A 13,029-nucleotide genomic window follows, 5' to 3' on the forward strand; every position below is an offset into this window, starting at 1 on the left:
GACTAAGAAGCTGCCGTCTTGCAGGCGTCCGATGCGATTTCGAGACACTCGTGAATGTCCGCGACCGGATCTTGCGGGTTCTCTTCGTATTCCAGCGAGAGGCAACCGTCCGCCGGGAACTCGACCTGACGAAGTGCTCGGAAGACGCCGACGGTGTCGAGGTGTCCCTTGCCCAGGATAACGCCCTTGGTCCGTTCCTTTTGTTCGGCAAAGTCTTTCAAGTGAATTCCGAACAAACGACCCTTCAACAGGCGAATCACTTCGACGGGATCTTCACCACTGCGAATGAAGTGCCCCAGATCGGCACACGCACCAATCCGCGGATCGTGTGCTTTCACCGCGTTCAGCACGTCAAGCGCCGTGTTGTAACGGTGCGACGGGCCATGGTTGTGAATGGCAATGCGGATGTCGTACTTATCGACCAGCTTGTCCAAGCTGTCGAACGAATCAGGCGAAGGGTCAGCCGAGATGTTCTTGATGCCCGCAGCTTTGGCAAACTTGAAGACCTTCTCGTTGGCTTCGTGGTTCTTGCTGAAGCCGTTGACGCCATGGCCAAGGATGACCATCCCCTGATCAGACATCTTCTTCTTCATCGCAGCGATTTGTTCGTCGCTGGCATTCAGTGGAAAGTGCCCGCTGAAAAACTCGAGGTGAGCAGAACCCAGTTCGCCAGCAACTTTGATCGCTTTGTCGACATCAAACCCGCGGAGCGAGTAGCTTTGCAGGCCGACTTTGAAACCGGGGAAACGAGATTGGTCATACGTCGCCCACGCACGTCCAGGCAGGGCACATGCGGCTACGGCAGCTGAAGTCGTAGCGAGAAAGCGTCGACGGGAAAGCGTCATGATCGATCGTCCTTTGCGGGAGGAATGAGGAGGGTGTCGTAAGGGAGCATTATAACTGCCAGAGTCAGTCGATTCAGCCGCGGAAGAATGATTCAACGCGATTTACATCGGCCCGGCGCCACTTCGTACGGTTAGCTCCTCCAAGGATACGAACGCCAAAACTGTCCTGTTCACGGTCTAAGTTTCTTGATTGCCGTCGACGAGCGAATTGGTCTCGCGTCCACTTCGGAACAAGCGGCGCGGAATAGGACTTACGACGTAAAATAGTTCGCTAGCGTTGCAATTTCCGCAGTCAGACTCAGAATGGAAGCTAGGTGCCCCTTACGATCGGAATAGATAAGCGCCACGTGTTGTTTTTCGTAAACAGACCAGCCTGAATAGTTGCTGTAAAAGTGCGAAAACGACGGGGAATATGGAATTTCTCATTCCCCATGGCGAATGGGTCTTAACTTAAAGAGAGGGAATCCTATAGTGATGGTTACGGCCATCAGCCCAGCACAGCGATCTCGCAGGACGCGATTCGGTAGGTAGCACGAAGCAATCCAGTCATGTGCAATTCGTTGCAGCACGCCGCCAAGGAGAGCCTTTTGCGTCCTGAACAAGAGTTAACTCAGATTAACAATATCCGGCAGTACGCCATTTTTCTCGTCGTACACGCCCTGGTGTTCGGGCTCGGTTTTGCTATCGCGTTTCTGCCTTAGCGACCGAGAAATGTTCGCCTCTTAGTCTGCCAACATCTTCAGAAGCTTCTGAACAACTTCCCTCGCTGTCGGAACTTCAGTTTCGACTAAGCTTCTCACTGGCAACGGCGTATCATCCATTCGTGACATGGTTCCTATGTCACCCACGCCTGGCCTGGCAACCGGAATGAAGATGTTCTTCTCCTGAGACGCTATGTCCGCTCGATGCCCGAGTGTGATTGTGGGTATCGCGCTCAAAGAGGTCGCGGCCTCCTGTGGGAGTTGACTGCGCCAAGGGCCATCAAACATTAATGCCGAGTCGACTCTTCGCTCGGCGAGTAACTTCCACGCGGCACCATTGTCTGGATCGAATTGAGGAATGCCCTGCGTAAGTGCGGCACCGCCGGGATAGCCGGTCCTCGATGCGACGACGCCACCAGCACCGACCCAGTTAGGACCTGGCCGTAAGATCGAGATCGCTCCTCGTGTCAACTCGTGCAGGGGACGCACGTATTGAGCGAGCAGTTCCAACGGAATCCTCCCTGCTTCGCGGCGGAGGAAACCATCGCCAAGGACAATAACAAAGTACTTGGCTGCCTCGATCTGCTGATGCAACTTCGCCAGTGGTTCGGTTGCGTCCGCTAATTGAGTTTGGAGTACCGCCTGATCAATGGGCTTCTTTTGTGCCCACGAGACAAGGGCATGCAGCGCGGCGATCTGTTGCTCGGATGAAAGCGGAATAAAAGAATCGCATGCTTCGGTTGTCGCATTTGGTGAGCCGATGCCGATGATGTGGCGATCGACTCGCCCCCCAGGCACAAAGCGACCCGTTGGTTCGACACTATACCGCTCCCAGTGTCTGGGATGCGTCGTTTGGGGATCGCAGCCCCAGAAGATCACCAAGTCAGCGCGATGACGAATTTCGCCTAGCGAACAAGTGACCATTCCCGTGGTTTGAATAACGCGGCCCGTTGGATCGAAGACGGTTGGATGCGAGGCATCCACGATACCGCCCACACGGTCCGCCAAATCGACAACCTTACGGACCGTTTCGCTGGTTGTTTCCCCCAAGCCAAAGAAGAGGGGGGCCTGGGAAGTCTTCAGGCAAGCGGCCGCTTCTTTCAGCGCTTCTTCGATCGTCGCTGGTTGGCCATGGATGTGGCAGTCCGCGGCAGATGCCGTCGGTGCTTGCAGGTAAGCGGACGCCAAGCTGCAGGCTGGTTCGAAGCTTGCTACGCAACTATTTTCGATCGTTACCTGCAAGTCATCGCACAGGCAGCCGCATCCAGGGCAAGGGACATCGTGATGGATTTCAAGCGTCGTCGAAGAGGGCATGCCGATACGATCGAAAGCGAGGAGCGTCGTGTATTCGTTTGCCGCTAGTATAACGCCTAAGGGGGCGATTTTCGTTCCCAGATCGATTCGGGCGGCAAGATTGATTAACGTGATACGAATACCGTGCTGACGATGTATGATTTGATTGTCCTGAACGAACAGGATTTATTCTCGAGATGCAATGCTCCAACTGCGGTGCAAGTTTTCTAGAAAACGCAACTCTTTGCGAATACTGCGGAACGCTGCGTCCCGTTGATCGCACCGCTGATCCGAAGTCTCCTGACAATTCTGACATTTTTCGACGAATTCGGGAGTCGCCACAGTTTACTGAGCGGAAACGAACCTCGCGCCGTAACCGAGTTCCCCAGATCGATTCGATGCCAGCAGTGGTGGTTGGTGTTTACTTGGTGTTTGGTGGTGTCGCGGTGTTTTTGAGCACGAAGAACCTTTTTGAAGCGGGTGGAGTTTGGGGTTTTGTTCCCGTGATCACGGTAGTTTTCGGGGTTTTGCTTTTCCTGTTTTTCCCAGCAAAGTCGGAGCGAATTAGTGGCGGCAATCTAGATTGTCAGCCGGCGATTGTGCTCGGTAAGAGGACCGAGGTGAGAGGAGGCAGATACGCATCCACGAGTTACTACGTCACCTTCGAATTCGAGGACGGAAAGCGGCGCGAGCTTTCCGTTCACGACGGTAGGCTCTTCGGGCAAATCTCAGAAGGGGACGCGGGCGTACTTTATCTGCGAGGCCGCGACGATGTGGGTGCTGCGTTTATAACGGGGCGCTACGTTGCCGATTTTGAACGCGTTCGTTTCTGAAATCAATTATCTAAATGTGATGGCGTCCACTGGCATGACGCGTCGCGATCGAATTCTTGGGCAATATCCGTTAACTTGGTACGAATACCCATCTGCCTCTTCTCTATAGTAAGCCGCCTGACGAAAACCAGGAGACGATTGCCCCATGAAGTGCCCCAGTTGTGGAGCCAGCCTGCCGGAAGATTCTCTTAAGTGCGAATTCTGTGGATCCGTCACCTCGACCCCTAGCCAACTGCACGATCAGGACATATTCCGAAGGGTCAAGGAATCTTCACCGTATCGTCAACGGAACGATCCACAACGCATCGAGCGGCTGCCTAAGCCGGGCGTTGGTTCCAAAATCTTTCTGGGGGTCTTCTTCACCGTGTTTTGCGGCATCTGTTTGATGGGGGTCATCATGACGCTTGTCATGTCAGGCGTCATCGGATCGATGCGCGGTGTCAGTGGATTCGCCCTGATTCCTTTCTGCATGGGCGTTGTGCCGTTGGGGATGCTTGGCCTGGGAGTTTATCTCGCCATCACGCAGTTCAAGAAGATGCAAAGTCTGGAAACGGGCGAATTAACGACGCAGCCGGTGATTGTTGTCGGCAAACGCACGATGGTCTCAGGCGGCAGCGGTGATAGTTCTGCGACGACAAGCTACTTCGTGACGTTCGAAACGGAAGATGGCGCGCGGCGCGAACATCAGGTCTGGGATGGCAGCCTGTATGGTCGAATCTCAGAAGAAGACGCCGGTGTGCTCTTCCTCCGCGAGCAGTACGCACTCGACTTCGATCGTGTGCGGATTTAAATACGAAGGACTTCTTGCCCCGAGCAAATCGACGAAGCTTGCAACCATGAAATCGGTGGTTGAAAAAAAGCCTTCCCAGATGCGCTCTTCACTCTGCGTAGGGAATTGCCTCTCTTACCTCCCGGGACTTGTCGCTAACTGCGAACGTGGCATAATCGGGGGCTAATTGCCCGATCCGCTGAATTGAACCGGAAAGACGCCGAAATGCTCGATCTTTACGATAAAATCCAAGACGCCCTCCAAGTCATCCGCGCAAAGTGGGACAAAACCCCGAAGGCGGGGATCATCCTGGGAACGGGCTTGGGCGGACTTGCCGAGGAAATCGACGAGGAAGCATCCTTCGAGTACACCGAGATCCCCCATTTCGCCGCGTCGACGGCAACCAGCCATCGTGGGCGATTGGTGTGCGGCACTCTTTGTGGCGTCCCTGTCGTGGCGATGGAAGGCCGCTTCCACATGTACGAGGGGTACTCGCTCAAGCAGATTACGTTGCCTGTTCGCGTCATGAAGGCGCTCGGAGCGGAACTGCTGCTGTGCTCGAACGCGGCCGGTGGCATGAATCCGTTCCACAACTGCGGTGATATCGTTCTGATTGACGATCACATCAACTTGATGGGGGATAACCCCCTGATCGGCATTAATGACGATCGTCTTGGGCCGCGCTTCCCCGACATGTGTGCTCCGTACGATCAAGAATTGATCGACAAGGCATTAGAAATCGCACGCAAGGAAAACATCGTCGCGCATCGTGGCGTGTTTGTGGCCGTCGCGGGCCCGAATCTCGAAACGCGTGCGGAATACCGCTTCCTGCGAGCGATCGGCGCCGATCTGGTCGGGATGTCGACCGTGCCCGAAGTGATCGTGGCGGTTCACTGCGGATTGAAGACGGTCGGTATGTCGATCGTTACCGACATGTGCCTCCCCGATGCTTTGAAACCGGCAGACGTCTCCGAGATCATTGCGATTGCGAACAAGGCCGAACCAAAGCTGCGCACGCTGGTGAAGGGCGTGCTCACGGAATTCGCCGGGAAGTAACACGCGGCAAACTGCGTCTGTCTCGTTGTGTTCTTAAGAGGCTCAGCTCATGGGATGGAGCGAACCAGGTATTCGGTTTGCCCCTTGGCACTTCGGGGTAAGCTGACAAGAGGAAAGTTGGTTGTTCAAGCTCAATGCCCAGGTCGAAGAATTGGCAGCCGCCATTCGCCGGCGATGGAATCAACGCCCGCTGGCTGGCATCATTCTTGGCACTGGGCTAGGGACATTGACTGATGGTGTCGATGTCGAGGTCACAATCGACTACGAAGATCTTCCGCACATTCCCCTTTCAACCGCCCTAAGTCATAAAGGGCGACTCGTATGTGGACGGCTGGGCACAGTCCCAGTCTTGGTCATGGAGGGCCGTTTTCATGTTTACGAGGGGTACTCGCTCGAGACGATCACCTTGCCGGTACGCGTGATGAAAGCGCTCGGAGCGAGTATTCTGGTGGTCAGTAATGCCAGTGGTGGCATGAATCCGTTTTACAAAAGCGGTGATATTATGCTGATGGAAGACCACATCAACTTCATGTGGCGGAATCCGCTCACCGGGCACAACGATCCCAGTCTCGGGCAACGTTTCCCCGATATGTCTAGTCCCTACGATGAAGAGCTGCTCGAAGCTGCGGCACGCATTGCTCGCCGCGAAGGGATCGGCCACCATCGTGGCGTTTATGCCGCGATGACGGGACCCAATTACGAAACCCGTAGCGAGTACCGCTTCCTGCGTAAAATCGGGGCGGATGTGGTTGGGATGAGTACCGTCCCCGAGGCGATTGTTGCCGCTCAGGTGGGACTTCGCGTCCTGGCTCTCTCGACGGTCACCAATATTTGTCTGCCCGATAATCTTGGCTGCGTCGGCAAATACGATGTGATTCATGCCGCTCAGGCCGCCGAGCCTCGTTTGCGGTATATTGTGAAGGAAGTGCTTCGGGAACAACAAGAGTTGCTGGTGGCCGTCTCGTGAAGCACGCGGCGCCGGTTTGCATGTTTTGCAAAAAGAGCCAGGCGTGATTTCTCCTGCGGTCCGATCCAAATTGCTGCTCTCGCTACTGATTATCGTGGTGCTGCTTGGATTGTACTGGCCGGTGATGCAAGCCGTGTATGGTGCCGCGGACGACTTTCCGACGTTCTTTCCGGTCGACGATCATATCCCACGAATCTACCGGGCCGATGGTCGTCCGATTCTGGAACTGCTTCTGTATCTGGTCAGCGGCTTCATTCGGCAATTGGCCGACTTGCGACTTCTGCGGGGTATCTCCGTCCTAGGGATCGGCCTGTTATGTGTGGCCCTGTTTCAGGCGACACGAAGATTGTTTCCCCGTCCCGAATATCGATTGGCCGTCTGCATATCAATCGGGGCCCTGCCGACGCTTGTTGTCTTCGCCGCGTGGGCCACGGTATGGAGTTATTCGTGGGGCGCGATGCTCGCTGTCGTTGCCGGCATGATCTGCTGGCGTGGGTGTCGATTACGGGAGTCGAACGCTTTTAGCAAAGCGATTTTCTGTTGGCTGGCATCCACGATTTTTCTCGTACTGATCTTTTGGACTTATCAGCCCTTGGTGAGTTGGTTCTGGATTGTGGGTGTGATCGCCGTGCTCGACGATCGCTTTTTGCGTAATCGCTTCTATCGCCGTGAGTGTGCTTGGTTTGTGGCGGCGGGATTCGTCCAGATGGCAACGTGCTTCGTCGCCTTGAAAGCATTTATCTTTCTCAGTGGCGTGGAAGCAAAGTCGCGGGTGCAACTGCTGAGTGATCCTGTCGCAAAAGTGTTAGCGCTGGGGCGCACAACCGTCACCATGGTGCTTGATCAGTGGCAAGTCGTCGATGTCGATCGCAAGCCGTTCATGCTCTTGATCGCCGCGTTGGCGGGGTTGATTATCTTGGCGGGCTTCATTGTGGCGTTGGCAAGGCCATCGATTCGCAGCCGAGTGAGCGTCCGTATGCGTTTGCTTTGGTTGGGGGCGATTGCCTGCTGTTTCGCCTTGAGTCACGTCCACGGATTGGCTGCGGATGTGAATGTGAAGAATTATCGCACGATCGGTGCTTTGTGCGTCTGCACGACCATCTTACTCGCCTGGTCGCTCCGCCTGATAACCGAGTCTGTGTTTCGTGGCGAGCGAGGACGACTCGTTCTGCGGATTGTTGCGGGCTGGCTGCTGATCGTATCGCTGGGAATGGCCCAAGCCAACGTTGTGCACTACTGGACATCCCCTTTTCCACGCGGCTACGCATATCTTGTGGAGCAGCTCGAGGAGAAGCTTACGCCCAACACGCGACGCATTCATTTGATTCGGCAAACGGTCGATGACGGCATTGTTACCGAGCGAGCCATGCATGCGTTTGGGCGTCCTCTGACCGAGCCAGAGTGGGTAATGCCTGGCATTGTCATTGCGGCACTTCGGGACATCCGCCAAGAGCAGATCGATTTGAACTTACAATTGGAGTACTCCGACAGCCTCGGTCCTGGCGACGCTCCAGAGGGAGACGATGTCGTCGTGATCGATATGCGGGAACTGACGAAGTTCCGTAGTGGCTATGAAGCAAATTCGCCGTAGCAGTTGCCCGCTACGGCATGGGGTTCGGCTCAGCTGTTTTCGACGCCGGTTGCCATATCTGAAATGCTTGATTGCTCCAAACTTGGGTGAACCCTTCAGCGGCCAACATGGCAGGCAGTTCCGGTGGATCGTCGCTTTGAGTAACGGCGATCTTCACGTTGTGATCATCAATCGTCCGGTGCAGCGCCGCTTCGTTATCAAGCTCGATCGGATAGCCAATGGATTTGCGCTCGAGGTAGAACGTAAGGACGCGCGGCTTGAAGAAGAGGCAAACGTCATCGGGATCATCACCCATTCGCTGCTCGACTTGGACGAACATCTCTTGGGCTGCTTCATCTTCCGGTCCGGAGATGCGGCTGAAATCGGCAAAGTAATAGAAGCTCGCATAACAGCCGAAAGTGTAGAGTAATAGCAGCGATGTGATGATGGTTCGCTGCTTATTGGAACGCGGGAATTTCTCGCACGCATACAAAAACCATCCCAGGAAGCCGAAATACAACGGCCAAATCATGCGTGCCCAGGCAGCACCTGGCCAGATGACAATCAGGATGAAATAAAGAATGCTGGCAATGAACAAGAACTGAGGTTTCGGCCAATTCGCCCGCAAGCAGCCGACGATCGCCACTAGGCTAAGCAGGATGCCAGAGGCCTTCGAGAGTGCCTCTTTGTAGCCATTGTCCCAAACGTAGGTGAACGATCCGCCATCGGCATAAAGGTTGTACAAAATCGAGTGAACGCTGATCTGCGAAAGCTGATCGAGGTAGCCTGATCCGCCCGAAGGAACGAGCACCTTTTGAATTGCATAAAACGCAACGGCCGATGAGATGCTGACCATCATGTAGCGAGTCAAACGCCGGTAAAGGATCAACTCCGTCAGGATCAACGCCGGGGGCAGCACAATACCAACCGTGCGTGTGCCAATCGCCATGTAGATCACCAGGCCGAGCAAGACGGCTCGCGGAATGCTATGGGAGGGCTGCGCCGTATCTTCGCGATCTCGCTGGTAGAGCAGCATCGCCAGCATCCAGAGCACCACGAATAAGTGTTCTGAGATAATCCAGTGATTAAACTCCCAGAAAACCGGCATGAATCCAATCAACGCGATCAAGGCCAGCGTGTACCAGGCCGACAAATGCTTCGCGAAATAACCACTGCAGATCGTTAGCGTGACAATCAGCAGCGCCACCATCGCGATCTTGAGTACTTCGTAGTCGACACCAAAAACGGCGTAGATGGGGGCCAGGAAGACGGGAAATAGGGGCGGATAAGCTCGCGGCCCAATCACCGGGGCATCGGGATTATAGACGTAACCCGTGTCATTCATATCGTGAAACCGGGTTAGGTTTCTGGCCTGGTTTAAATACTGCGCGTAGTCACCTCCCCAGTCGGTGCTTTCCCGCATCATGATTAGGTGAAACAGAAAGATCGCGGCCAGTAGTGCGACCAAAGCAATCCGTTGCGTGGTGGACCAGACGGTCGCCTCTTGCGAATCGTTGACATCCATGGTGGTCGCTGGGGTTAGGTTTCCTGAACGAACTTATCTTGATCGATAATCTCGAACATGTAGCCGTTTGGATCTTGAAAGAAGAAACGTTCAAACGGCGTCGGGCGAATTGGTGGGATCACTTCAACGCTTTGTTCCGCCAAACATTTACGAATTTGTTTCAGCTTAGCGGCGGGGAACAGAAACGCAAAGTGACGGCCGAATTCTTTTTCGAAGGGCGAGACCTGAAAGCCATCGACCAACAAAACATGCACTTGTTGACCATGGCCAATGTCGAGCCAGTAAGTGGTTGGATCGACATTGGCTGGGCGATGGACTAGCGGCCAATCGAAAATCGATTGCAGGAATTCGGCCGTTCCCTGCGAGTCTTGTGTGGCGATGGTGAGGTGAGCCAAAGTCATGTTGCTTGCTTCTCCAGGACCTCGATGATGGCTCGGCAGAACGCTGGTAAGTCGCCTGGGTTGCGGCTGGTGACGATGTTATTATCGACCACCACTTCAGCATCTTCCCAGCTAACACCCGCGTGGACCAAGTCATCTTTGATGCCCGGTGATCCCGTTTGGCGTGTTCCGCGGCAGATGCCGGCTGACGCGAGCAGCCAGCCACCATGACAGATCGCGGCCACGAGTTGACCTTTCTCGTGGAAGTGACGAATTAACTGTTTCACCTTGTCTTCACGGCGCAGCTTGTCGGGCATGAAGCCGCCGGGGCAGATCACCCCGTCGAAGGTGTTCGGGTCGACATCGTCGATGGCGACATCGGATTTGGCGGGATAGGTATGCTTACCGTCATACGTGACGCCCGCTTCAAGTCCGGCAAGTACTGACTCAGCACCAGCCTCTTGTAAGCGCAGATGGGGATACCACAGCTCAAGATCTTCGTAGATATCGCCGACGAAGGTCAGGATTCGTTTTCCCTTAAGGGTCATTTCCGATGGCATGAGGGGACCTCGTAATGTTTGGGTAAGGAACTATTGTTTCGGATAATCCAGGGCAATACCACCCACCAGGCGGTACTGCCGTACGAAGAAAACGTGCGATAACCATGCCAACCGCGATATTCCTATGGCAGAACAGGGAGGAGTTGCGTCATTGACTCGACCGGACCGAATTGAGAGTTAGAATACAAATTGGACTGACTCGCCTATCTTCTTGTCTTATGGAGCCTTCCACGTCATGCCTTGCCGCTTGGAATCTTGGGCAAAAGCCCCTTTCGGATGGATCTGCACCGCACTGCTTTGCTTGACGCTGATCGCTGGCTGCGGTGACAACGTCGAGTTCAATAATCCGTTCGCCAAAGAGAAGAAGCAGACTACCGCGGAGAACACCAAGCCGGCTGCTCCTGCCAAGAAAGAAGACCAGAAGCCGAAGGTCGACAAGGAGGAACTGGCGCGGCAGCAGATGATTAAAACGACATCGCTGCGTGGCAATGGAACGAGCCGCTTCGGTGGCGGTGGCAAGAGCGTGGGCGCCAACGCGACGGTAGGGGACAATGTGTTCCGCATGCAGAAGGAGATCGCCAGCAGCGTTGATTTCGCTCCTACGATGTTGATCTGGGTGATCGATTCGACGGTCAGTGCCACGGAGCTTCGAGACGACTGGGCGAAGGCAACCAAGCAGCTTTACACCGAGTTCGCGAAAGATGGACTTCCTGGTGGCAAATCTCCCGAAAGTCTGTCGACCGCGATTGTCAGCTTCGGGGAGAAAACGAACTTCGTGCTTGAACAGCCGACCTCCGATCTTCAAGAAGTGATTGCCAGCATCGATAAGGTGCCGGGCGATAGTTCGGGCAAAGAAGCGACGTTTGCCACGATTAGCGAAGTGTTCGACAAATACGGCGATCTGAAGTCGAAGCAACAGCGTGAACTGATGGTAGTCGTGGTGACGGATGAAGCCGGTGACGACTGGAACATGGTTGATTCGGTGGTCGAGAAAGCCAATTCGACGGGCGTCCGTTTGTATGCGATCGGTGTGCCTGCTCCGATGGGACGCATGACCGCGGAAGTTCCCATGGCCGAGAACCGTAGCGATGGCCTGCCGGCGATGCTTCAAGGACCAGAAACGCGATACTCGCAGCGAATCAACATGAAGTTCAGTTCTGGCGGTTTCGGTGGCGAGGACGTCGACAGTGGTTATGGACCGTTCGGTTTGAGCTACCTGGCCTATCAGACGCGTGGCGAATTCCTGGTCTCCCGATTGCGATCGGCGCCTTGGCCAGGCAATGCGATGCGATTCGATGACAGCGTCATGCGAAAGTATCCGCCGCAATACCTGACGGAACAAAAGTATCAGGCCATGCTCGCAGAGAACAAAGCCCTGTACGGATTGGATCGCGCTGCACGATTGGCCCAAGTCGAGGCGATGGCTTATCCCTCTTCGCAGTTCGTGGTGGAAGATGAAGCCCGTCTGAAAAACGCTCTCGATGGTGCTCAGCGAATTGCCGCTCGTTTGGAACCGCTGGTGAACGGCATCTACGATCCGCTGGCCGCCGGTGAGAAAGACCGTGACAACATTGAGGATAAGCGTTGGCAGGCCAGCTACGATTTGGCCTTGGGGCGTGCGGCCGCGAACAAGGCACGCGTCGATGGTTACAACCAAATGTTGGCGATCTTGAAGGGGGGACGAAAATTCGAAGATCCTGCTCACAACACGTGGAAACTGGAGCCAGCCGACTCGCTGGAGGAAGCTGGTAGCCGTTTGGAAAAGATGCGTCTGCAAGCGACCGAGTACCTCGAACGAGTCATTAAAGAGCATCCGGATACGCCGTGGGCGTACTTTGCGGAGCGTGAATTGGAAATGCCGATTGGTTGGAAGTGGGCCGAGTATTAACGGCGTTAAGTCCGATAACGCTTCCCGAGGCCGACATCGCGAGTCTCCGATGTCGGCCAGGTTTATTTCTTGAAGCCACTACCAATCTCGTGCGACCTGGCGGCGATCGATCTCTTGAATCTCGGACGTTTTCACCTGCCCGCTCTGCATCATGCTATTGACGCGACACGGCATACAGGGCATGTGGACTTTGCGACCGCAACGCGGGCAGCGCTCGACGGGGCCATCGAAGTAGTTGATCGCGTCGTCTTTCGGAGGCTCCTCTGGTAAACTCTCAGCGGCTTGTTGGCTGAGGATACGGTGAATCGTGGTACGCGAGATGCCGGTGATCCGCTGGATTTCTAGCTGGGTACGACCAGCAGATCGGAGGCGATGGATCTCCGCCAGCTGATACGACTCGATTCGATTGCGGCGTGGTGTTGAACGTCGTGGCATGATTTCCCTGGCTCCACAAGATGGACTCGTTCGGATCGACGCAGCGCCATGCCACACAACTTCCCGTTGGGCATAGCGCGCAGATTAACCAATAAAACGTGAAGGAGATTCCCTAGATAGCTTCCCAATTTGTGCGCACTTTTAGCGCGAAAATAGAAGCGATAGGAAGGGCAAAGATGCGATCGGGCGGCGATCGCTGCCGGCAGC

At 55.0% G+C, this 13,029-nt stretch carries 12 protein-coding genes; 6 read left to right on the forward strand and 6 right to left on the reverse strand.

Annotation, left to right across the window (positions count from 1 at the left end):
- Window positions 1–2: 2 nt before the first annotated feature.
- Entirely contained in the window at window positions 3–845 is an 843-nt protein-coding gene (locus tag C5Y83_RS21650; protein WP_105331807.1) for a sugar phosphate isomerase/epimerase family protein, read from the reverse strand.
- A 722-nt stretch (window positions 846–1,567) separates the two neighbouring features.
- Window positions 1,568–2,860 (reverse strand): hypothetical protein, encoded by a 1,293-nt coding sequence (locus C5Y83_RS21655; protein ID WP_105331808.1) that lies wholly within the window; start codon window positions 2,858–2,860, stop codon window positions 1,568–1,570.
- Window positions 2,861–3,036: 176 nt separating this feature from the next.
- Here C5Y83_RS21655 and C5Y83_RS21660 point away from each other — a divergent pair, with 176 nt between their 5' ends.
- The 5 genes from C5Y83_RS21660 to C5Y83_RS21680 all read left to right on the forward strand — a co-directional run bounded on the left by C5Y83_RS21660 (window position 3,037) and on the right by C5Y83_RS21680 (window position 8,055).
- Window positions 3,037–3,672: a DUF2500 domain-containing protein gene (locus tag C5Y83_RS21660; protein WP_105331809.1), complete on the forward strand. Its 636-nt coding sequence runs from the start codon at window positions 3,037–3,039 to the stop codon at window positions 3,670–3,672.
- A gap of 145 nt (window positions 3,673–3,817) precedes the next feature.
- Complete coding sequence (locus C5Y83_RS29645) at window positions 3,818–4,462, forward strand: DUF2500 family protein (RefSeq protein ID WP_199195091.1); 645 nt, start codon at window positions 3,818–3,820, stop codon at window positions 4,460–4,462.
- A 204-nt stretch (window positions 4,463–4,666) separates the two neighbouring features.
- Entirely contained in the window at window positions 4,667–5,497 is an 831-nt protein-coding gene (locus C5Y83_RS21670) for a purine-nucleoside phosphorylase (RefSeq protein ID WP_105331810.1), read from the forward strand.
- A 121-nt stretch (window positions 5,498–5,618) separates the two neighbouring features.
- Complete coding sequence (locus C5Y83_RS21675) at window positions 5,619–6,464, forward strand: purine-nucleoside phosphorylase (protein WP_105331811.1); 846 nt, start codon at window positions 5,619–5,621, stop codon at window positions 6,462–6,464.
- Between the two features lie 43 nt (window positions 6,465–6,507).
- Window positions 6,508–8,055: a hypothetical protein gene (locus C5Y83_RS21680; protein WP_105331812.1), complete on the forward strand. Its 1,548-nt coding sequence runs from the start codon at window positions 6,508–6,510 to the stop codon at window positions 8,053–8,055.
- A 10-nt stretch (window positions 8,056–8,065) separates the two neighbouring features.
- On the opposite strand, the gene C5Y83_RS21685 is transcribed toward C5Y83_RS21680, so the two are convergent.
- The 3 genes from C5Y83_RS21685 to C5Y83_RS21695 are packed head-to-tail and all read right to left on the reverse strand — an operon-like array spanning window position 8,066 to window position 10,499.
- A complete protein-coding gene (locus C5Y83_RS21685) occupies window positions 8,066–9,559 on the reverse strand; it encodes a hypothetical protein (protein ID WP_105331813.1) in 1,494 nt (497 codons plus the stop codon).
- Between the two features lie 14 nt (window positions 9,560–9,573).
- The gene (locus tag C5Y83_RS21690) at window positions 9,574–9,960 is read right to left on the reverse strand and encodes a VOC family protein (RefSeq protein ID WP_105331814.1); all 387 of its coding nucleotides are present in this window, start codon (window positions 9,958–9,960) and stop codon (window positions 9,574–9,576) included.
- A complete protein-coding gene (locus C5Y83_RS21695; RefSeq protein ID WP_105331815.1) occupies window positions 9,957–10,499 on the reverse strand; it encodes a type 1 glutamine amidotransferase domain-containing protein in 543 nt (180 codons plus the stop codon). The genes C5Y83_RS21690 and C5Y83_RS21695 overlap by 4 nt, the downstream gene beginning before the upstream one ends.
- A 235-nt stretch (window positions 10,500–10,734) precedes the next feature.
- On the opposite strand from C5Y83_RS21695, the gene C5Y83_RS21700 reads away from it, so the two are divergent.
- A complete protein-coding gene (locus tag C5Y83_RS21700) occupies window positions 10,735–12,387 on the forward strand; it encodes a vWA domain-containing protein (protein WP_105331816.1) in 1,653 nt (550 codons plus the stop codon).
- A gap of 78 nt (window positions 12,388–12,465) precedes the next feature.
- On the opposite strand, the gene C5Y83_RS21705 is transcribed toward C5Y83_RS21700, so the two are convergent.
- Window positions 12,466–12,822 carry a hypothetical protein gene (locus C5Y83_RS21705; protein WP_105331817.1) on the reverse strand — a complete coding sequence of 119 codons (357 nt, stop codon included), beginning with the start codon at window positions 12,820–12,822 and terminating at the stop codon, window positions 12,466–12,468.
- Window positions 12,823–13,029: the final 207 nt, after the last annotated feature.

Origin of the sequence: Blastopirellula marina, assembly GCF_002967765.1 — a bacterium.
GTDB classification, from domain to species: domain Bacteria; phylum Planctomycetota; class Planctomycetia; order Pirellulales; family Pirellulaceae; genus Bremerella; species Bremerella marina_A.

What these genes read in the sequence shown, in the direction of transcription:
- C5Y83_RS29645 (WP_199195091.1), top strand. Translation starts at nt 3,818, where the DNA reads ATGAAGTGCCCCAGTTGTGGAGCCAGCCTGCCGGAAGATTCTCTTAAG.
- C5Y83_RS21660 (WP_105331809.1), top strand. Translation starts at nt 3,037, where the DNA reads ATGCAATGCTCCAACTGCGGTGCAAGTTTTCTAGAAAACGCAACTCTT.
- C5Y83_RS21695 (WP_105331815.1), bottom strand. Translation starts at nt 10,499, where the DNA reads ATGCCATCGGAAATGACCCTTAAGGGAAAACGAATCCTGACCTTCGTC.
- C5Y83_RS21690 (WP_105331814.1), bottom strand. Translation starts at nt 9,960, where the DNA reads ATGACTTTGGCTCACCTCACCATCGCCACACAAGACTCGCAGGGAACG.
- C5Y83_RS21650 (WP_105331807.1), bottom strand. Translation starts at nt 845, where the DNA reads ATGACGCTTTCCCGTCGACGCTTTCTCGCTACGACTTCAGCTGCCGTA.
- C5Y83_RS21670 (WP_105331810.1), top strand. Translation starts at nt 4,667, where the DNA reads ATGCTCGATCTTTACGATAAAATCCAAGACGCCCTCCAAGTCATCCGC.
- C5Y83_RS21700 (WP_105331816.1), top strand. Translation starts at nt 10,735, where the DNA reads ATGCCTTGCCGCTTGGAATCTTGGGCAAAAGCCCCTTTCGGATGGATC.
- C5Y83_RS21685 (WP_105331813.1), bottom strand. Translation starts at nt 9,559, where the DNA reads ATGGATGTCAACGATTCGCAAGAGGCGACCGTCTGGTCCACCACGCAA.
- C5Y83_RS21655 (WP_105331808.1), bottom strand. Translation starts at nt 2,860, where the DNA reads ATGCCCTCTTCGACGACGCTTGAAATCCATCACGATGTCCCTTGCCCT.
- C5Y83_RS21705 (WP_105331817.1), bottom strand. Translation starts at nt 12,822, where the DNA reads ATGCCACGACGTTCAACACCACGCCGCAATCGAATCGAGTCGTATCAG.